This window comes from Halobacterium sp. KA-6 (assembly GCF_021029015.1).
Taxonomy (GTDB): Archaea; Halobacteriota; Halobacteria; order Halobacteriales; family Halobacteriaceae; genus Halobacterium.
Genome location: NZ_JAJJZH010000002.1, coordinates 1 through 17880 on the forward strand (window position 1 = coordinate 1; position 17880 = coordinate 17880).

Consider the following 17880-nt stretch of genomic DNA (forward strand, 5'->3'; position numbering starts at 1 on the left):
ACTCACGCCGACCACCCCTTGATAAATGAGGGCGTTGAATACAGACGAGTCTTCTTGTAATTTGAGTCAGTAGGCCCGGAGAGTTCCGTAACCGGAATCCGGGCTAATTTGAAGTGGGACCGCCGAGATTCGAACTCAGGTCCGACGGACCCCATCCGCCGAGGATACCGCTACCCCACGGTCCCACGTATCGACCGAAGCGGCGTCCGGCATTAAGGCCTTCGTTTCGGAATCGCGCTACACGAGTACGCGTTCGAGTTCGACCACGGTGCCGGTGTCGGCGTCGGGGTCGCCGACGAAGCGACCGAGGCAGACCGCGGCGCCGTTGGGCGTGTAGCACGCGACGAGCTGATTCCGGTCGGCGTCCTCGGCGCTGATGACGCCGGGCGCGTAGACGGGTGCGCCTTCGGCGACCTGTTCGGCGGCGGAGGGCGCGATGGTCACCGACGGGATGTGTTCGAGCGCGCGTTCGGCGGGCACGAGCACGTCCCGGAGCGCGGCTTCGGGGTCGCCGCTCGGCGGGCTGGTGTCGTCCTCGTCGCGCAGCCACGCGAGCGCGTCCGCGAGGTCGTGCAGCGTCGACAGCGTGGTGTCGTCGAACGGCGTGGTGGCGGTGCGGCGGAGGTCGCCCATGTGCGCGCCGGTGCCGAGCGCGCGTCCGAGGTCGTGGCAGAGCTTCCGGATGTATGTCCCGGACTCACAGCGGATGCGCAACAGTGCCTGCCGCTCTTTCACTTCGAGCACATCGAGGTCGTGAATCTCGCGGACGCGCAGGCGGCGCGCGACCGCGGACTTCCGCGGCGGCTTCTGGTAGGTCGGGCCCTCGAACTCCTCGACGACGCTGTGGAGGTTCGCGGGCGGCTCCGCGTGCAGTTCCAGCACGGCGACGTACTCCTTGGGGCCTTCGAGCAGCGCGGGCGCGAGCCGGGTCGCCGCACCCGTCAGGACGGGCAGGCAGCCCGTGACTTTCGGGTCGAGCGTGCCCGCGTGCGCGGCCTTCTCGACGCCGACCATGTCCCGAATCCACGCCGACACCTGGTGGGCCGACGGCCCCGGCGGTTTGTCGAGATTGACGACGCCGAAGCCGAAGACGTCGTCCGGGTCGCGGTCCGCGGGGGCGTCTCGCAGCATCGTCAGAACTCGTAGTCGACGTTCTCGATTGGCGCGGGCCCCTCGTCGTTGGACGGCTCGTAGTTGTCCACGGCGTACAGGACGATGTCGGTGACGGCGTCGGGCCCCCATCGCGCGGTGTTCACCGAGAGGTCGTAGATGGTGAGGTCGTCGAAGTCGATGCCGTAGTAGTCGGCGTACCGCGCGCTCTCGGAGTCCTCGCGCTTCTCGGTCTCGGCGCGTGCGGTCGCTGGGGTCTTGTCCTCGCGCTCGGCGATGCGGCGCGCGCGCACGCTCAGCGGCGCGTCGAGCCAAATCTTGATGTCGGCGTACTCACCGGCCATCCAGCCCGAGAGCCGGGATTCGAGCACCACGTCGTCGCGCTCGCGAGCGGTCTCGCGGAGCTGTCGGTCGAGGTCCTTGTCGATTTGGGGGTCTTCCTCGGCGAGTTCGTTGAACTCTTCGAGGGTGAGCCCGCGGTCGTCGGCGAGCTCGCGGAAGATGTCGCCACCGGAGATGTGGTCGTAGTCGAGGTGGTCGGCAAGCGTGGACGCCACCGTGCTCTTCCCACTCCCCGGCGGGCCGGAGATAGTGACTAACATATCCGTGCTGGGAGCGGCGCGGACAAAGAGGTTTTGAACCTGAACCCGACGTGTGGCGGTTTCGCGCGGAGCGACCACCGAAAACGAGCATTCGCGCGAGCGCAGCAGAAAGTGCGATTACATGGAGATGTACGTCTCCGTGTCTTCGACGCCGTCCGTGTGCTGAATCTCGTCGGCAGCGATGTCCTTGACGTCGGTGGGGGAGTCGACATCGAGTTTGGCGATGACGTCGACGTCGCCGGCGACGATGTGAGCGTCGACGACGCCGTCGATGGCGGCGATAGCGTCCAGGAGACGGTCGGCTTCGCCGGTGTTGGCTTTGACGAGAACGTAGGCGGTGACCATCTATGCCACCTCCGTGGCGGCGGTGGCTTCCCCGACGAGTATCTGGCGGACGTCGTCAAGCGCGTCGAATTCGGCGAGGACGGCGATGCGGTCGCCGACTTCGAGCGTGTCGTCGGGTAGTGGGAGGCCGAGCGCGCCGTCTTTCTTCCCGAACGCGAGCAGGCGGGCGTGGGAGGGGAGTTCGAGTTCGCTGAGCGTGTAGCCGTGCATGGGGGCGTCTTCGGTGACGGCGAACTGCACGATTTGGAGGTTCTCGGCGAGGTCGGCGATGGCGGTGACGTTGCCGCCGAGGAGCGCGTTCTTCGCGCCGATTGCGCCGAGGCGTTCGGGGTAGACGATTTCGTCGACTTCCTCGGCGTACTTGCGGTAGATGTTCTCGCGGTAGTCCTCGTCGATGCGCATGACGGTGCGGCAGCCGTGGTGTTTGCCGACCATGCAGGCGACGAAGTTGGTGTTGAGGTCGCCGGTGAGTGCGCCGAGTGCGTCCACTTCGTCGACGCCGGCGCGTTCGAGGGTGTCCTCGTCGGAGCCGTCGCCTTCGACGACGGCGAATCCCTCGTTTTTCGCGCGCTCGGCTTTGTCGTAGTCGTTCTCGACGACCGTGACCTCGTGTCCCTCGTTGTGCGTGATTCGGGCGGTTCGGAGGCCGACGCGCCCGGCGCCGACGATGAGGATGTGCATACGCGTGGTAACGCGGGGGAGCGCCAAATAGGTTTGTGCTGCGTTACCACGCACCAATACTTTTGGTGTCGCCCACCGAACGAGGCGTATGGTTCACGCGTTCATCATGGTGAAAACCGGGGCAGGGACGGCCGCCGACGCCCGCGACCGCGTCGCCGACCTCGACGGCGTCGTCGCGTCCCACGTGGTCGCGGGCAAGTACGACGTCATCGCGGAAGTCGAGGGCAGCGAGATGCAGGACGTCCTCGGCACGGTGTCGAACCGCATCGGCACGGTCGCGGGCGTCACCGAGACGAAAACCTACATCTCGCTGTCCGCCGCCTAGAACTCCTGCTCCTGCGGGTCGTGGTCTTCAAGATACGACTCCAGCCACGCCTTCTGATCGTCGACGCGGGGCGTGCGCTCGGCGTACGCGTAGTCGAAGACCTCGTCCACGTCCGGTTCGCCGACCGCTTCGGCGGCGTCGATGGCGGCGTCGAGTTCGGCTTCGGCCTCCTCCCAGCAGGAGTCCACGAACTCGTCGTCGACGACGCCCTGCTCGCGGAGGTACGCCTCGTAGCGCTCCAGCGGGTCGGCAGTCCGCCACTCCGGCAAGTCCGCCTCCTCGGAGCGGTAGCGCTCGGGATCGTCGCTGGTGGTGTGCGCGCCCTGCCGGTACGTGAGGCTCTCGACGAGCACGGGGTCGCCCGCGCGGGCGTCGTCAAGCGCGTCGCCGACAGTCTCGTAGACCGCGACGGGGGCGTTGCCGTCAACCTGCACGCCCTCGAAGCCGTACGCCTCGGCTTTCACCGCGATGGAGTCGCTAGCGGTCTGTTTCTCGCGGGGCAGCGAGATGGCCCAGTTGTTGTTCTCGCAGAGGAAGACAACGGGCGCGTCGAAGACGCCCGCAAAATTCATCGCCTCGTGGAAGTCGCCCTCGCTGGTTGCGCCGTCCCCGAAATACGCCACGACCGCGTCCGCGTCGCCGGTGTAGTTCATCGCCATCCCGGCGCCGACCGCGTGGGGGAGCTGGCTCGCGATAGGGACCGCCTGCGGGAAGTTGTTGACCTCGTGGTCGGAGTGGAACTCCGCGTACCCACGCCGGAAGAGGAGGATGTCACTGGCGGGGACGCCGCGGGCCAACTGCATGGCGTTCGAGCGGTACGTCGGGAACAGCCAGTCCCCGTCGGCCATCGCGTGCGCGGCCCCGACCTGCGAGCCCTCCTGCCCGCGGAACGGCGGGTAGCCCGGCATCCAGCCGCGGCGCTGGAGGGAGAGCGCGCGCTCGTCGAACTCCCGCGCGAGAACCACGTCTCGAAAGAGGTCGCGTGCGGTCGCCTCGTCGACGGCCGTGTCGGCGAGGTCCCGTTCCCCGATAGCACGGTGCATACGAGTCCGTTACCGCACAGTCACTTACCGATAGCGAAAAACGGCCCGAGCACCAAGTCGGGGTATGGTCTCGGTCGTCACCGCCGCCGGCGTCGGCATCATCGTGCTCGTGCACACCGCGATTGCCGCCGTCGGCGCGCGCTACTTCCGCATCACCCTCGCGACGCGCTGGGGGTCGGTGCTGTACACCGCCGTCCTGATTCCGCTCGTCTACGTCGTCACGACGCTCGCGCTCGGCGTGCTCGGACTCGGCGCGGGCGCATTCGAGGACCCCGGCCAACTCATCGTCGTGACGTGGGCGTTCCCGTTCTTCCTCGGGTGGTCTATCGACCTGTTCTGGATTCCCGCCCCCGAGGAGTTCGAGGACTCACCGGAGTAGGCGGACGACGAACAGCGCGGTCAGCGTGGGAACGACGGTGAGTTCGCCGAACCCCGCTAGCGCCGCGACGGCCTCCCAGACGTAACCCACGCCCAGCGTACCGAACGTCGTCGCAGCGACGAGCGCGCCGCCGACGACGCGGACACCGACGACAGCGCCACTGTCGACCGCGAGCGCGAGCACGGCGTCCACAATATCGAAGAGGAGGACCGCTGCGAGGACAGCACGTTTCGAGACGCGACGCCGCGGCCCCTCGCCGGGTGCGGGCCACAGAATGCGGAAGTTCTCGGGGAACAGCGACGGCAGGCGAATCGGCGGCAGTTTCAGGGAGAGGCCGCCGTCGTCGCGCTCGCTGTCGTCGGCACGGCCGATGTGGTCGCCCCCGTCGCCGCGGTCGTCGCGGGGCATCGTTACTCGGCGGCGAGCACGCGGTCGAGGACGTCCTCGGCGTCCGCCAGGACTTCCTCGGGGGACTGGGTGGCGTCGATGCGGACGAACCGCTCGGGTTCGTACTCGGCCAGTTGTTCGTAGTTCTCGCGGACGCGACTGAGGAACTCCACCTGTTCGAATTTGTTCGTCGCGCCGGCGCGCGCAGCGCCGGTCTCGGGGTCGACGTCGAAGAACAGCGTGAGGTCAGGCGGGCGCGTCCACGGCTGGTGCATGCCGCGGACGTACTCCATCGGGCGGTCGACGACGCCGTCGAGGGCGACGCCCTGGTAGGCGTACCGGGAGTCCGAGTACCGGTCCGAAATCACGACGTCGCCGCGGTCGAGCGCGGGCTCGATGACCCGCGAGAGGTGGTCGGCGTGGTCGGCGGTGTAGAGGAATAGTTCGGCGACCGGGTCGGCGTCGTCTTCGCCGATGGACCGCCGGACGGCGTCGCCGTACCACGAGTCGGTGGGTTCGCGAGTGAACGTGTAGCCGTCGCCGCGGGCGTCCCGTAGGGCTTCCCAGACCGTGGTCTTGCCGCTTCCGTCGATGCCCTCCAGCGTGACGAGCATGCCGGAAGGACGGCGACGGACGTACTAACGGCTTCGGGTTCCAGTTCGGTTGGTTCACGAACCCGGCCGTTAACGCCGGTATATTACCCCCTGGTGCGGGCATAGTTTTAGGGAGTTGGCGGCCGTTCTCGGTGATATGGACGTGCTGGTCACTGGCGGAACGGGATTCATCGGGACGCATCTGTGCCGGGAACTCGACGAGCGAGGCCACGAGGTGACTGCGCTCTCGCGGCACCCGGAGGAGGCGGCCCTGCCCGACTCCGTGGAGACGGTGGTCGGCGACGTGACGGCCTACGATTCCATCCGGTCGGCCGTCGACGGGCACGACGCGGTCGTGAACCTGGTGGCGCTGTCGCCGCTGTTCAAGCCCAGCGGGGGCGACGACCGCCACTTCGAGGTGCACCTCGGCGGCACCGAGAACGTCGTCGAGGCCGCCGAGGAGGCCGGCGTGGAGTACGTGCTCCAGTTGTCCGCGCTGGGTGCGGACCCGGACGGGTCGACGGCGTACATCCGCTCGAAGGGCCGCGCCGAGGAGGTCGTGCGGAGTTCCGACCTCGAGTACACCATCGTGCGGCCGTCGGTCGTGTTCGGCGAGGGTGGGGAGTTCGTCTCGTTCACGAAGCAGTTGACGACGCCGTACGTCACGGGCTTGCCGGGCGGCGGCAAGACGCGGTTCCAGCCCATCTGGGTCGGCGACCTCGTGGGGATGCTCGCGGACGCGGTCGAGGACGAGTCCCACTGGGGGGAGACGTACGAGCTCGGCGGCCCCGAGGAGTTGACGCTCGGGGACGTGACGCGGCTGGTCTACCGCTCGGAGGGGAAGTCCGTCCGGATTCTCCCGGTACCGATGCCGCTGGCGGGCATCGGGATGCGGCTGGCGGACCCGTTGCCGTTCGTGCCGTTCGGCACTGACCAGTATCGGTCGCTGAAGTTCGACAACACGGTTGAGGACAACGACGTCGACGCGTTCGGCGTGGACGAATCCGAGTTGACGACGCTGGCTGAGTTCCTGGAGGGCGGCGCGGAACACGTCAGCGCGTAGAGGGTAGCCGTCAAACTTAAACATCCCGAGGGGTCCGGCCCGGAGCGTCCCCAGCGGAGAGTCCCAGACTGCGCCCCGTCTGGCGAAAACCAGTTTCTCCGCTGAACCGTCGGACACGTGTCTGCAAAAGCCTTATACCCTCGTTTCTACTCTAATTGTGCAAAGGGTTCCGTATGAAACTGGCAATGATCGGGTTCGGCCAGGCGGGCGGTAAAATACTCGACAAGTTCCTCGAGTACGACAAGCGGCACGATTCCAACATCGTGCGTGCCGCGATTGCCGTCAACACCGCTAAAGCCGACCTCATGGGCTTGGAGCACGTTCCACAGGAGAATCGCGTCCTCATCGGACAGTCCCGCGTGAAGGGACACGGCGTCGGCGCCGACAACGAACTCGGCGCGGAAATCGCCGAAGAGGACATCGACGAGGTGCAGGGTGCAATTGACTCTATCCCGGTCCACGAGGTCGACGCGTTCCTCGTCATCTCCGGGCTTGGCGGCGGAACGGGCTCCGGCGGCTCCCCGGTCATCGCCAAACACCTCAAGCGCATCTACACCGAACCCGTCTACGGACTCGGCGTGCTGCCCGGCAGCGACGAGGGCGGCATCTACACGCTGAACGCCGCGCGGTCGTTCCAGACGTTCGTGCGCGAGGTGGACAACCTCCTCGTGTTCGACAACGACGCGTGGCGCAAGTCCGGCGAGTCGATGCAGGGCGGCTACGACGAAATCAACGAGGAGATCGTCACCCGCTTTGGCATCCTCTTCGGCGCCGGCGAAGTTGAGCAGGGCGGCGATGTCGCCGAGAGCGTCGTCGACTCCAGCGAAATCATCAACACGCTCGCTGGCGGCGGCGTCTCCACGGTCGGGTACGCCTCCGAGGGCGTCGACAACGACGACTCCGGCAGCGGCCTGCTGTCGCGGTTCACCGGCAGCGACGACAACGCCGTCGAGGACTCCGCCTCGACGACGAACCGCATCACGAGCCTCGTCCGGAAGGCGGCGCTCGGCCGACTCACGCTCCCGTGTGAAATCGAGGGCACCGAGCGCGCGCTGCTGGTCACCGCCGGCCCGCCGAAGTACCTCAACCGGAAAGGCATCGAGCGCGGCCGCAAGTGGCTCGAAGAGCAGACCGGTTCGATGGAGGTCCGCGGCGGCGACTACCCCGTGCCGAACTCCCAGCAGGTCGCGTCAGTCGTCCTGCTGTCGGGCGTGAACAACGTCCCGCGCATCAAGGAGCTGCAGGAAGTCGCCATCGAAGCCCAGGACAACATCGACGACATCCGCGAGGAAAGCGAAGAGAACTTGGAGGAATTGGTCGAAGACGACGACGATGAACTTGAACCGCTGTTCTAAGCTAGCGGTCGCTCTCGTCGTCCTCCTCGCGGTCGCCGCGGTCCCAGCAGCTGCTGTCTCGATTAGCGGCGACGCGCCGGGTAGCGTGCAGGCTGGCGCACAACAGGAGACGACGTTCACCGTCGCCGACCCCTTCGAGAGCTACGAGGAGTGGACGCTCCAGGCGGAGACGGACCTGACCGACGTCACGTGGCAGATCGTCACGTTCGACAACGCGGGCAACCAGATCGACGAGGCGACGCTCACGGGGCAGTCGGTGAGCTACGACTTCGCGGCGTCCAGCGGTGCGGTGCGCGCCGAAGTCACCATCGTCGGCACGGTGCCGTCGTCGAACGCGTGGTCGTGGAGCTACGACCCCGCGCAGACGATTACGTACGCCGAATTCGTCCAGGCCCAGCCCGGCGGTGCCAGCAACACGCTGGAGACGTACAGCACGCGGCCGTACACGACTGCGAGCCAGGATGCACGCACCGCTATCAGTGACGCCGAGGCCGCCATCCAGCAGGCCGAGAACGCTGGCGCGAGCGTCGGCGGTGCGAAGAGCGACCTCCAGGACGCCATCGAGTTCTACAACGGTGGCAACTTCGAGCAGGCCGTTAGCAACGCCGAGCAGGCCGAGTCCGCCGCGAACAGCGCGGCGTCCTCCGCCGAGCGCACCGACCTCATCATCATGGTTGGGGCGGCGCTGGTCGTCCTGCTGTTGCTGGCTGGGGGCGTCTACTGGTACCTCCAGCAGCGGGACAGCTACGACAAACTCGGCTGAGGGATGCGAACCCTCGTCCCGTTCGACCCGACGAACCCGAACACGCGCCTCTCTTCGCTTCTTTCGGACGACGAACGGCGAGCGTTCGCTGCGTCGATGCTGGCCGACGTTCTCGACGCGATTCGTCGAGCGGGCGGCACGCCGACCGTGCTGGCGACCGCTCCACTCGAAGCCGACGTGGACGCGCCAGTAGCGGTCGACGACCGGTCGCTCTCGGTCGCGGTGAACGACGCACTCGCCGACGAACTTCCGACTGCGGTCGTGATGGCGGACCTCGCTCTCGCAACACCCGAGGCCATCCAGCGGCTGTACGACGCCGACGCCGACGTAGTCGTCGCGCCGGGTCGTGGTGGCGGGACGAACGCACTCGTCGTCCGCCACCCCGAATTCGGCGTGGACTACCACGGCACCTCGTTTCTCGACCACCTCGCCGCCGCCGATGCGGTGGGGGCGTCCGTCGAAACGGTTGACTCGTTCCGGCTCGCCGTCGACGTCGACGAGCCAGCCGACCTGCTCGACGTACTCGTTCACGGCAATCGTGGGGCCGCCGGCTGGCTCCGCGACGCTGGCTTCCGGGTCGCCGTCGTGGACGGCACGCCCGAGGTCGTCCGGGACTGAACGGGGCTGGGGAACCAAACGCCTAAACGACGGCCAGCCGACCGCACGGGTATGCAGCCGTTGCAACTCGCGCGGGCGGTCGCGGCGCTGCTCGGGCTGGCAGTGCTGGCGGCGGCGCTGTTCCAGGGGGTGCTGGCGGCGTTGGCCGAATTCGGCGTGCCGTCATGGGTGGCGTCGCCGACGGCCGTCGGCGCGGTGCTGCCGCCGATGCTAGCGCTTGCGGACGCGTACACGCCGCTGGGGAGCCACGGCCGGACGGCCGCGCTCCGTGAGCGGCCCGCTATTGGTCTCGCCGCGGACGCGCTGCTGGCGGCGGCGGTCGGTGGCGTCGTCGGCTACGCTGGCAGCCAACTCCTCCTCTCCGCGACTGCAGGCAGACTCGTGGAACTTGTTGTGGTGGCGGGGGCGTCGCTGGCGGGATACGCGACGTTTGTCGCGCGTAATCTCGACGCGTACCGCAGCCGAGAGCCAGACGTCGAGGAGGAGATGCAGCCGTGAGTTCGATTCCCGGTACTGACGAGTACGGCGTCGACGTCGAGATTCGGGACGCCGACCGGGAGGCCGCGCTCGCAGTCCGCCCCGGGGACGTCGAACCCGCCGAGGAGTTGACGTTCGCGCGCAACGTCTTCGTGCCGCTGACGACCGCGTGCCGGTACACGTGCACGTACTGCACCTACTACGACCCTCCCGGCGAAGCGGAACTGATGAGCCCCGAGGCCGTCCGGGAGACGTGCCGGAATGGCGCGGCAGCGGGCTGCACGGAGGCGCTGTTCACGTTCGGGGACGACCCCGACGACCGCTACACCGCCGTCCACGACCAACTCACAGAGTGGGGGTTCGACTCCATCCACGACTACCTCCGGCGCGCCTGCGAAATCGCCCTAGAGGAGGGACTGCTGCCGCACGCGAATCCGGGCGACCAGACGCGCGAGCAGATGAGCCACGTCGCGGACGTAAACGCGTCAATGGGCGTGATGCTGGAGACGACGGCGGACGTGCAGGCCCACGGCGGCCCACGCGCGAAGAACCCCGGCCAGCGCCTACACACCATCGAGGTCGCGGGCGACCTCGGCGTCCCGTTCACGACGGGTATCCTCGTCGGCGTTGGCGAAGACTGGAGCGACCGCGCGGACAGCCTGCTCGCGATTCGCGCGCTCCACAAGCGCTACGGGCACGTCCAGGAGGTCATCGTCCAGCCGGTCAGCCCGAACGAGCGCTGGACCGAGGACCCACCGAGCCGCGAGACGATGCGGCGCGTGGTGGCGATGGCGCGCGCGGTGCTGCCCGAGGACGTGGCGGTACAAGTACCGCCGAACCTTGCCGACGCCCGCGCCCTCCTCGATTGCGGCGTCGAGGACTTGGGTGGCGTCTCCCCAGTGACGAAAGATCACATCAACCCCGACTACGCGTGGCCGGCGCTGCGCGAACTGGAGGACATCGCCGACCACGGCGGCGTCCCGCTCCGCGAGCGCCTCCCGGTCTACGAGCACTTCCTCCCCAACGAGGGTGTCGAGAACGAGTGGGTGAGCGATCGCATCGGCCGCGCCATCGAATCCGGCGAGCGGTATCAGGCGGTGCTGTCGGGCGAACCGCTGGACGCGTCCGGCCCCCAACACTAACCGCGCGGGCGTCGAAATTCGGGTAACGCGGTTAGTCTCATGACTGAGGACGTCACGCTCCCCCGGAAGCGCGTGCGCGGCGATACGGTCGAAGAGCGACTCACCGACAACGCTGTCGAGCACATTCTGCCGGCGCGGTACCTGCTCCGCGACGAAACCGGCGAGGTCGTCGAGACGCCCGCGGAACTGTTTGAGCGCGTCGCCGACGCCGTCGCCAATCCCGAGGCCGACCAAGAGCTGTGGAGCGACCGGTTCTACGAGTTGATGACTGGCCTGGAGTTCGTGCCGAACTCGCCGACGCTGATGAACGCGGGCGGGCCGCTGGGCCAGCTATCGGCGTGCTTCGTGATGTCGCCAGAAGACGACCTGGACGACATCTTTGAGACGGTGCGGCGGGCGGCTCGCGTGTTCCAGTCCGGCGGTGGCGTCGGGTACGCGTTCTCAGACTTGCGGCCGCGGGGCGACGTCGTCGCGGAGACGGGCGGCGTGGCGTCCGGGCCGGTGTCGTTCATGCGCGTCTACGACCAGATGTGCGAGACGGTGAAAGCTGGCGGTAAGCGACGGGGGGCACAGATGGGCGTGCTGCGCGTCGACCACCCGGACGTCGGGCGGTTCTGCGTGGCGAAGCGCGAGGAGGGCGAGCTGGAGAACTTCAACGTCTCCGTGGCGGTCACCGACGACTTCCTCGACGCGCTGGACGCGGGCGAGGCGTACGAACTCACGAACCCACGGACGGGCGATACTCATGAGGTGACGGAGTCGACCGCGCAGTTCTACAATGCGAGCCACGCGGACGCCGACCCGCGAGCCGTCCCGGAGAACTTCTGGCGGGACTACGGAGACAGCGTCGCGGGCGTCGACGAGTTCCGCGGCGACCTCGTGGAGGTCGGCGAACCGATGGCACTGCCCGCAGAGTTCGTCTGGCGGCTACTCGTCGACGGCGCGTGGCGGAACGGCGAACCGGGCGTGTTCGCGGTTGAGCGCGCGAATCGCGAGCACTCCTTCGACGTTGACGAGCACCCCGAGCATCGCATCGAGGCGACGAACCCCTGTGGCGAGCAGCCCCTCGAGGACTTCGAGGCGTGCAACCTCGGGCACGTGAACCTCTCGCTGATGGCAGCCGACGACGCGCCACTGTACGAGGAGTTCGAGCACGACGGCGACCTCGAAGCCCAGGTGGACGCGTTCCTCGACGAAGCACTGGACACGGAGCGATTGGACCGCGTGACGCGCTGGGGGACGCGCTTCCTGGACGACGTGGTGACGGAGAGCGAGTTCCCGCTGCCCGAAATCGAGGAGACGGTCTCGGAGATGCGGAAAGTCGGACTGGGCGTGATGGGATTCGCAGAATTGCTCGTCCAGTTGGGCGTGCGCTACGGCAGCGACGAGAGCGTCGAAATCGCCGATCAGGTGATGGCGCGCATCGACCACGTCGCGACAGAGACGAGCCGCGAACTCGCCGCCGAGCGCGGGAGGTTCCCGAAGTGGGACGAGTCGAAGTACGCGAATCCGACGGCGTATCCGGAGTGGTTCCGCCAGCACACGGGCGAGGACCCCGAAGCGTGGGCGGACGGCTACCCGATTCGGAACCACGGCGTGACGAGCGTCGCGCCGACGGGCACGACGTCGATGATAGCGAACACCTCCGGGGGTTGTGAGCCCATCTACGAGGTCGTCTACTTCAAGAACGTCGGCCGGGACGTGCAGGGCGCCGAGCCGCTCGTGGAGTTCGACGACTACTTCCTGCGCGTGCTGGAGGCCAACAACGTCGACGTCGACGCCGTCGAGGGAGAAGCGAAGCGCCTCCTGCAGGCGGGGGAGTTCGAGGGCGCGCAGTCGCTGCCGGTGCCCGACGAGATTCTGGAGTTGTTTCCGACGGCGCGCGAACTCCCGATGGAAGCCCACGTGCGGGTGCAGGCGGCGTTCCAGGCGCACGTGGACGGCGCGGTCTCGAAGACCATCAACGTCGCCCACGACGCCACCCGCGGGGACGTCGCGGACGCGTACCGGCGCGCCATCGCCCTCGGGTGCGTCGGCGTCACCGTCTACCGTACGGGGTCGCGGACGGCGCAAGTGCTCACGACGAAACCCGAGGAGACCGGGAGCGTCGACTAGTCCAGCAGGTCGGGGAGGCGCTTGCGGGCGAACGTGTAGACGACCGACACCGCGAGCATCGCGACCGTGAGTCGACGCACGAGCCCGTCGTACAGCGCGAGCCCCGGAATCGATAGCACGACGACAGCGAGCAAGTCCTCGGGCGCGCCGTCGTAGCGAATCCAGCGCCGCGGGCGAATCCACCGGCGGCGGGTGTGCGAGTAGACGCCGCGCTGGTCGTCGTTCGCCCACGGGCGCGCGCCGAGCCCACCGCCGAACGCGTCAGTAACGGAGTGGACGGCCGCCGACAGCACGAAGAACGCGGCGGCGACCGTGAGCGTCGACGGCGCGCCGACGGCGATACCGAACGCAGCGGCGGCCAGCGGCCAGTAGTGCTCAGGGTAGTGCAGCGTCTTCCGGTGTTCAAGCACGCCCAAGTCGAGGTCCGGGAAGACGCCGCCGGCCATCGCGGCGAGCGCGGCGGGCACGGCGAACTCGGGCGCGACCCAGAACAGCGGTGTCGCGAGCAGCACGCCCATCGTGGCGTGGGTCGTCGCCATCACGGCTGGTTTCCTCCCATCAGTCGTCGGCGCTCGCGGTGCCGCGCGAGCCGTCGGTGTCGCGGTCGGGAACGAGCGGCGTGCCATCCGCTTGCGGGCCGAGTTGTGGGCCGAGCGTGTCGGCGTCGGGGTTGAGGACGCGGCGCTCGGTGTAGTCCGTAGAGCGCTCGACGGGCGTGCGGCCGATGGCCGAAATCATGTCCGCGTAGTCGGCGACCGAGCGGAACTCGCCGTGCTGGCCGCCCGCCCGCTTCGTAATCTCCTCGCTGAGGATGGTGCCCATGAAGTCGTCGGCACCGCAGTTCAAGAGTTTCAGTCCCTTCGCGTTCCCGAACTTCACCCACGACGACTGGATGTGTTCTATGTTGTCCAGGTAGAGGCGGGCAACGGCGACGAGGAGTTCGTCCTCGGCGTCGCTGGCGCCGGTCTCGACGACGCCGCGGTCGTACAGCGGCGTTTCCTGGTGGATGAACGAGAGCGGGACGAACTCGGTGATGTTGCCGGTGCGGTCCTGGAGGTCCCGAATGACGTCGAGGTGGTGGACGCGGTGGGCCTCGTTCTCGACGTGGCCGTACATCATCGTGGATGTCATCGGGAGGCCGACGTCGGCGGCGGCTTCCATCGCGGCGACCCACTCGCCGGTGTCGATTTTCCCGGGGCAGATGACGTCCCGCACTTCGTCGACGAGGATCTCGGCCGCGGTTCCCGGCACGGTGTCGAGGCCGGCGTCGGCGAGTTCACTATAGACGTGGCGATAGTCCCAGTCGACGCCGCGCTGGGCGTGGTGGGCTTCCTCGGGGGTCATCGAGTGGACGTGCGCGCCGGCGTCGCTCATCGCCGCGATTTGCTCGACGTACGTGTGCGGGTCCGTGGTGTAGCGCTCGGGTGGCTTGTAGTTGTGCTCGGGATTCTCGGGGTCAAGGGCGTCGCGGTGGTCGTCGTTCAGGCCGAACGCCGGGTGGAGGCCCGAGACTGAGGTGACCTCGTAGACGCCGCGCTCGACGGCGTCAGCCACGACGTCGTGGGACTCTTGGGGCGTCTTCGTGAAGCCGGCGTGGTCGTCGGGTTCGTCGACTTCGAAGTTGTGGGCGGTGTCCTTGAAGTTGCAGAACAGACAGCCCGTGTTGCAGGCCGTGGTGACGTTGTTGTTGACGTTCGCGACGAACGTCACCTCGTCGCCGACGACTTCGGCGCGGCGGCGGTCGGCGGCTTCGAGGACGAGTTCCTTCCGTTGCGGGTCGATGCCCTTGGTGTCGGTGCCGGTGGTGATGAGTTCGATGCCGTCCGCGATGGAGAGCCGGCGGCCGTCGCGGGCGTTCGCCAGCGCGTTCTCGAACGACTGGTCGGTCTCGGGGACCACGTCGAAGTCGAACTCGCTGGCGGCGTCGGACATGTTCGAATCCACCGCGGCCACCGCCAAAAAGCCTGCCACAGCGGCCACCCCTTCGATTGAATGCGCGAACGTGAACAACTCCACGCGAAGCACTGGGGTTGTGGGCACGAGAGTGAAAGATTCATGGTGGTCGCCGCCGCGCGTACAGCCATGACGAGCGTCAAAACCCTCCGCGTCGAGGAGGCGGCGACCCGGGACGCGCTGGGCCGGGGCGTCTTCGACTTCAGCGACCGCTACTCGGTGTTCGACTGGGGGGAGATGCCCGACCTGATTCCGGGAAAGGGCGCGAGCCTCGCCACGATGGGCGCGTTCAACTTCGAACTCCTCGAAACCGAGGGCGTCCCCACGCACTACGTAGGAGTCCGGGACAGCGACGGCGAGACCGTCCCGCTGGCGGACGCCGACGAACCGCCGACGGAGATGGAAATCGCCCTCACGCAGGTCCCCGACCTCCCCTTCGAGGGCCACGACGCCGAGGGAACCACCGAGAACATCCACGGTGGGTACGACTACGGCGCGTACCACACCGCCGCGGACGGCAACTACCTCGTGCCGCTGGAAGTCGTCTTCCGGAACAGCGTGCCCGTCGGATCGAGCCTCCGCAAGCGCCGGGAGCCCCACGAGTTCGACCTCGACTACGACGAGTGGCCCGACGAGCCAATCGACCTCCCCGAGCCGGTCGTGGAGTTCTCCACGAAGTACGAGGAACAGGACCGCTACCTCTCCCGCGAGGAGGCCGACGCCATCGCGGGCCGCGCGAGCATCGAGGAACTGGAGGGGTTGGCGCGCCGCGTGAACGAGGTCGTCACCGAGCGCGCCGAGGAAGCCGGATTCACGCACGAGGACGGCAAAATCGAGTGCCTCTACGTGGACGGCGAGGTGCAGGTCGCGGACGTCGCGGGGACGTTCGACGAGAACCGCTTCGCGTACGAGGGCCGGGAAGTCTCGAAGGAGGTCGTGCGGCAGTACTACAAGCGCACCGACCCCGTCTGGGTCGACGCCGTCAGCACGGCCAAGAAAGAGGCTGACGAGCGCGGCGTCGCGGACTGGCGCGAACTCTGCGAGGAGTCCCCGGACCCGCTCCCCGCAGACCTCGTGCAGGCGACCGCGGACATGTACGCCGCGGGCGCGAATCGCTACACGGGCCACGAGTGGTTCGACGCGCCGCCACTGGCCGACGCACTCGCCGCGTTCGAGGAGTGACGCCAAAACGCTGGCGCGTCCTCGCGGTGGTCTCGATAGCAGCCGTGCTCGCGGGGTCGCTCGCGCCCGGCTCGACAACTGGCGGGCTGTCCGCGGGTATGGACAAACTCCTCCACGCCGGCGGCTACGCGGTGATTGCGTTCTCGCTAGCGGGTGCACGGCAAGCCGAGACGGGTCGGGTACTCGTCTCTATCGTGCTCGCCGCGGCGCTGCTCGGCGTCGGCATCGAGGTCGTCCAGCCGACGGTCGGGCGGACCGCGAGCCTCCTCGACGCCGTCGCGAATCTCCTGGGTGCAGCAGTCGGCGCGGTCGGCTGGTGGATCCGGACGAACTGACCGCGGTCGACACCCGCTGCGACCACGAAGTTCATCCGCGCGAAGCCATAACATGGGGACAGATGCTGAAGCACGCAACAGTCATCGACGCGACAGTCGGTCAGAGTTCGCAAATCGGCGTCACAGTGCCCGACAACGACGAAGACGACGAGGAACAGCGCGCGGCAACGGTCGCGCGGCTGGTGTCGTGGTGTCGTCGTCTCGGCCTCTAATTCTCGGAACCTAGCGATTCGACGGTGAAACCGTCCGTTCTCGGCGCGCGGGCGAACGACCAGACGAAGCCGCTTTACGCCCGCGACGACACCAACTAGCCATGAGCGAGCCGAGCGCGGAGGTCTACGAGCAGGGGCGTGGGATGGACGCCCACAACAAGGTGATGCGGGAGCTGCGCGACGAGAAGGGCGCGAAAGACTACGCGCCCGACGAACCGACGCGCGTCTGGCTGGACGAGGACAACACGCCGGACGGCGTCTACCAGAGCCTCACCATCATCCTCAACACCGGTGGGTGTCGGTGGGCGCGCGCCGGTGGCTGTACGATGTGCGGGTACGTCGCCGAGTCCGTGGAGGGCGGGACGGTCGCCCACGAGGACCTGATGACGCAGGTCGACGCCTGCCTCGAACACGAACAGGAAGAAGCCGACGAGGAAAGCGGCCTGATAAAAATCTACACGAGCGGGTCGTTCCTCGACGAGCGCGAGGTGCCCGCCGAGACGCGGCAGGCCATCGCCGAGACGTTCGCGGACCGCGAGCGCATCGTCGTCGAGAGCCTCCCGGACTTCGTCGACCAATCGAAAATCGAGGACTTCACCGAAGTCGGCCTGAAGACGGACGTCGCCGTCGGCCTAGAGACCGCAACGGACCGCGTGCGCCACGACTGCGTGAACAAGTACTTCGACTTCAGCGACTTCGAGGCCGCGTGCGCGGAGGCCCGAAAAGCGAACGCCGGCGTGAAGGCGTACCTGCTGATGAAGCCGCCGTTCCTCTCCGAGTCCGAGGCCGTCGAGGACATGAAAAAGTCCGTGCGCGAGTGCGCGGACGTCGAGGGTTGTCACACCGTGTCGATGAATCCGACGAACGTCCAGCGGTACACGATGGTCGACCAACTGCACTTCCGCGGCGGCTACCGGCCGCCGTGGCTCTGGTCGGTCGCCGAGGTGCTGGAATCCACGGCGGACGCGGACGCCATCGTCGTCTCCGACCCCGTCGGCCACGGCAGCGACCGCGGGCCGCACAACTGCGGCGAGTGCGACGACCTTGTGCAGGAAGCAATCAAGGACTTCGACCTCCGACAGGACCCCTCCGTGTTCTCGGAAGTGTCCTGCGAGTGCGAGGCGACGTGGGACGCGGTCGTCGAGCGCGAGACGAGCTACAACCTCCCGCTCGCCGAGTAGCGCGGACCTCGCTCCCAGT

At 67.7% G+C, this 17880-nt stretch carries 22 protein-coding genes and 1 tRNA gene; 13 read left to right on the top strand and 10 right to left on the bottom strand.

Annotated elements, in window-relative coordinates; translation table 11 throughout:
- Nucleotides 1-114 precede the first annotated feature (114 nt).
- The 5 genes from LPA46_RS04815 to LPA46_RS04835 form a co-directional block, all read right to left on the bottom strand.
- Nucleotides 115-185: transfer RNA gene (locus tag LPA46_RS04815), tRNA-Pro, on the bottom strand.
- Nucleotides 186-237: 52 nt separating this feature from the next.
- A complete protein-coding gene (locus LPA46_RS04820; protein WP_230891640.1) occupies nt 238-1131 on the bottom strand; it encodes an RNA-guided pseudouridylation complex pseudouridine synthase subunit Cbf5 in 894 nt (297 codons plus the stop codon).
- A 2-nt stretch (nt 1132-1133) separates the two neighbouring features.
- Nucleotides 1134-1712, bottom strand: coding sequence for a (d)CMP kinase (cmk, locus tag LPA46_RS04825; protein ID WP_230891641.1), 579 nt, complete (start codon nt 1710-1712; stop codon nt 1134-1136).
- A gap of 117 nt (nt 1713-1829) precedes the next feature.
- Nucleotides 1830-2057: an Lrp/AsnC family transcriptional regulator gene (locus LPA46_RS04830; RefSeq protein WP_230887959.1), complete on the bottom strand. Its 228-nt coding sequence runs from the start codon at nt 2055-2057 to the stop codon at nt 1830-1832.
- Nucleotides 2058-2738: a potassium channel family protein gene (locus LPA46_RS04835; RefSeq protein ID WP_230891642.1), complete on the bottom strand. Its 681-nt coding sequence runs from the start codon at nt 2736-2738 to the stop codon at nt 2058-2060.
- Between the two features lie 88 nt (nt 2739-2826).
- Between LPA46_RS04835 and LPA46_RS04840 the strand changes: the two genes are divergently transcribed.
- The gene (locus LPA46_RS04840) at nt 2827-3063 is read left to right on the top strand and encodes an Lrp/AsnC family transcriptional regulator (protein WP_230891643.1); all 237 of its coding nucleotides are present in this window, start codon (nt 2827-2829) and stop codon (nt 3061-3063) included.
- Here the strand turns inward: LPA46_RS04840 and LPA46_RS04845 are convergent.
- Nucleotides 3060-4106 (bottom strand): thiamine pyrophosphate-dependent enzyme, encoded by a 1047-nt coding sequence (locus LPA46_RS04845; RefSeq protein WP_230891644.1) that lies wholly within the window; start codon nt 4104-4106, stop codon nt 3060-3062. The genes LPA46_RS04840 and LPA46_RS04845 overlap by 4 nt on opposite strands.
- 64 nt (nt 4107-4170) lie before the next feature.
- On the opposite strand from LPA46_RS04845, the gene LPA46_RS04850 reads away from it, so the two are divergent.
- Complete coding sequence (locus LPA46_RS04850; RefSeq protein ID WP_230891645.1) at nt 4171-4485, top strand: hypothetical protein; 315 nt, start codon at nt 4171-4173, stop codon at nt 4483-4485.
- Here LPA46_RS04850 and LPA46_RS04855 read toward each other — a convergent pair.
- Together LPA46_RS04855 and tmk are read right to left on the bottom strand one after the other, a co-directional pair.
- On the bottom strand, nt 4474-4893 hold the full coding sequence (locus tag LPA46_RS04855; RefSeq protein ID WP_230891646.1) for a hypothetical protein: 420 nt from the start codon (nt 4891-4893) through the stop codon (nt 4474-4476). The genes LPA46_RS04850 and LPA46_RS04855 overlap by 12 nt on opposite strands.
- Nucleotides 4894-4895: 2 nt before the next feature.
- Nucleotides 4896-5486, bottom strand: coding sequence for a dTMP kinase (gene tmk, locus LPA46_RS04860; RefSeq protein ID WP_230891647.1), 591 nt, complete (start codon nt 5484-5486; stop codon nt 4896-4898).
- Between the two features lie 136 nt (nt 5487-5622).
- Here tmk and LPA46_RS04865 point away from each other — a divergent pair, with 136 nt between their 5' ends.
- From LPA46_RS04865 to LPA46_RS04895, 7 genes are all read left to right on the top strand, one after another.
- Complete coding sequence (locus LPA46_RS04865) at nt 5623-6528, top strand: complex I NDUFA9 subunit family protein (protein WP_230891648.1); 906 nt, start codon at nt 5623-5625, stop codon at nt 6526-6528.
- Nucleotides 6529-6701: 173 nt separating this feature from the next.
- Nucleotides 6702-7883 (top strand): tubulin/FtsZ family protein, encoded by a 1182-nt coding sequence (locus LPA46_RS04870; protein ID WP_230887967.1) that lies wholly within the window; start codon nt 6702-6704, stop codon nt 7881-7883.
- Nucleotides 7861-8646 (top strand): hypothetical protein, encoded by a 786-nt coding sequence (locus LPA46_RS04875; protein ID WP_230891649.1) that lies wholly within the window; start codon nt 7861-7863, stop codon nt 8644-8646. Before LPA46_RS04870 ends, LPA46_RS04875 begins: the two co-directional genes overlap by 23 nt.
- A 3-nt stretch (nt 8647-8649) precedes the next feature.
- Nucleotides 8650-9264: a 2-phospho-L-lactate guanylyltransferase gene (gene cofC, locus LPA46_RS04880; RefSeq protein ID WP_230891650.1), complete on the top strand. Its 615-nt coding sequence runs from the start codon at nt 8650-8652 to the stop codon at nt 9262-9264.
- Nucleotides 9265-9315: 51 nt separating this feature from the next.
- A complete protein-coding gene (locus LPA46_RS04885) occupies nt 9316-9762 on the top strand; it encodes a hypothetical protein (protein WP_230891651.1) in 447 nt (148 codons plus the stop codon).
- Entirely contained in the window at nt 9759-10883 is a 1125-nt protein-coding gene (gene cofG, locus LPA46_RS04890; protein WP_230891652.1) for a 7,8-didemethyl-8-hydroxy-5-deazariboflavin synthase subunit CofG, read from the top strand. The genes LPA46_RS04885 and cofG overlap by 4 nt, the downstream gene beginning before the upstream one ends.
- Nucleotides 10884-10922: 39 nt before the next feature.
- Entirely contained in the window at nt 10923-12998 is a 2076-nt protein-coding gene (locus tag LPA46_RS04895; protein WP_230891653.1) for an adenosylcobalamin-dependent ribonucleoside-diphosphate reductase, read from the top strand.
- Here the strand turns inward: LPA46_RS04895 and LPA46_RS04900 are convergent.
- Nucleotides 12995-13540: a metal-dependent hydrolase gene (locus LPA46_RS04900; RefSeq protein WP_442908208.1), complete on the bottom strand. Its 546-nt coding sequence runs from the start codon at nt 13538-13540 to the stop codon at nt 12995-12997. The genes LPA46_RS04895 and LPA46_RS04900 overlap by 4 nt on opposite strands.
- Before the next feature lie 16 nt (nt 13541-13556).
- Nucleotides 13557-14930, bottom strand: a complete 1374-nt coding sequence (cofH, locus tag LPA46_RS04905; protein WP_230891655.1) for a 7,8-didemethyl-8-hydroxy-5-deazariboflavin synthase subunit CofH — start codon at nt 14928-14930, stop codon at nt 13557-13559.
- A 150-nt stretch (nt 14931-15080) separates the two neighbouring features.
- Between cofH and LPA46_RS04910 the strand changes: the two genes are divergently transcribed.
- The 4 genes from LPA46_RS04910 to LPA46_RS04925 all read left to right on the top strand — a co-directional run bounded on the left by LPA46_RS04910 (nt 15081) and on the right by LPA46_RS04925 (nt 17861).
- The gene (locus LPA46_RS04910; protein WP_230891656.1) at nt 15081-16133 is read left to right on the top strand and encodes a phosphoribosylaminoimidazolesuccinocarboxamide synthase; all 1053 of its coding nucleotides are present in this window, start codon (nt 15081-15083) and stop codon (nt 16131-16133) included.
- Nucleotides 16130-16468 (top strand): VanZ family protein, encoded by a 339-nt coding sequence (locus LPA46_RS04915; RefSeq protein ID WP_230891657.1) that lies wholly within the window; start codon nt 16130-16132, stop codon nt 16466-16468. Before LPA46_RS04910 ends, LPA46_RS04915 begins: the two co-directional genes overlap by 4 nt.
- A 62-nt stretch (nt 16469-16530) precedes the next feature.
- Nucleotides 16531-16680: a hypothetical protein gene (locus LPA46_RS04920; protein WP_230891658.1), complete on the top strand. Its 150-nt coding sequence runs from the start codon at nt 16531-16533 to the stop codon at nt 16678-16680.
- A 101-nt stretch (nt 16681-16781) separates the two neighbouring features.
- Complete coding sequence (locus tag LPA46_RS04925; RefSeq protein ID WP_230891659.1) at nt 16782-17861, top strand: archaeosine biosynthesis radical SAM protein RaSEA; 1080 nt, start codon at nt 16782-16784, stop codon at nt 17859-17861.
- Nucleotides 17862-17880: the final 19 nt, after the last annotated feature.

Bases quoted from the DNA above. Each gene is read 5' to 3' on its own strand.
- LPA46_RS04830 (WP_230887959.1), bottom strand. From the start codon at position 2,057: ATGGTCACCGCCTACGTTCTCGTCAAAGCCAACACCGGCGAAGCCGAC.
- cofC (WP_230891650.1), top strand. From the start codon at position 8,650: ATGCGAACCCTCGTCCCGTTCGACCCGACGAACCCGAACACGCGCCTC.
- cmk (WP_230891641.1), bottom strand. From the start codon at position 1,712: ATGTTAGTCACTATCTCCGGCCCGCCGGGGAGTGGGAAGAGCACGGTG.
- LPA46_RS04840 (WP_230891643.1), top strand. From the start codon at position 2,827: ATGGTTCACGCGTTCATCATGGTGAAAACCGGGGCAGGGACGGCCGCC.
- LPA46_RS04835 (WP_230891642.1), bottom strand. From the start codon at position 2,738: ATGCACATCCTCATCGTCGGCGCCGGGCGCGTCGGCCTCCGAACCGCC.
- LPA46_RS04820 (WP_230891640.1), bottom strand. From the start codon at position 1,131: ATGCTGCGAGACGCCCCCGCGGACCGCGACCCGGACGACGTCTTCGGC.
- LPA46_RS04865 (WP_230891648.1), top strand. From the start codon at position 5,623: ATGGACGTGCTGGTCACTGGCGGAACGGGATTCATCGGGACGCATCTG.
- LPA46_RS04850 (WP_230891645.1), top strand. From the start codon at position 4,171: ATGGTCTCGGTCGTCACCGCCGCCGGCGTCGGCATCATCGTGCTCGTG.
- LPA46_RS04885 (WP_230891651.1), top strand. From the start codon at position 9,316: ATGCAGCCGTTGCAACTCGCGCGGGCGGTCGCGGCGCTGCTCGGGCTG.
- LPA46_RS04870 (WP_230887967.1), top strand. From the start codon at position 6,702: ATGAAACTGGCAATGATCGGGTTCGGCCAGGCGGGCGGTAAAATACTC.
- LPA46_RS04845 (WP_230891644.1), bottom strand. From the start codon at position 4,106: ATGCACCGTGCTATCGGGGAACGGGACCTCGCCGACACGGCCGTCGAC.
- LPA46_RS04920 (WP_230891658.1), top strand. From the start codon at position 16,531: ATGCTGAAGCACGCAACAGTCATCGACGCGACAGTCGGTCAGAGTTCG.
- cofH (WP_230891655.1), bottom strand. From the start codon at position 14,930: ATGTCCGACGCCGCCAGCGAGTTCGACTTCGACGTGGTCCCCGAGACC.
- tmk (WP_230891647.1), bottom strand. From the start codon at position 5,486: ATGCTCGTCACGCTGGAGGGCATCGACGGAAGCGGCAAGACCACGGTC.
- LPA46_RS04855 (WP_230891646.1), bottom strand. From the start codon at position 4,893: ATGCCCCGCGACGACCGCGGCGACGGGGGCGACCACATCGGCCGTGCC.
- LPA46_RS04925 (WP_230891659.1), top strand. From the start codon at position 16,782: ATGAGCGAGCCGAGCGCGGAGGTCTACGAGCAGGGGCGTGGGATGGAC.
- LPA46_RS04895 (WP_230891653.1), top strand. From the start codon at position 10,923: ATGACTGAGGACGTCACGCTCCCCCGGAAGCGCGTGCGCGGCGATACG.
- LPA46_RS04875 (WP_230891649.1), top strand. From the start codon at position 7,861: ATGAACTTGAACCGCTGTTCTAAGCTAGCGGTCGCTCTCGTCGTCCTC.
- LPA46_RS04910 (WP_230891656.1), top strand. From the start codon at position 15,081: ATGACGAGCGTCAAAACCCTCCGCGTCGAGGAGGCGGCGACCCGGGAC.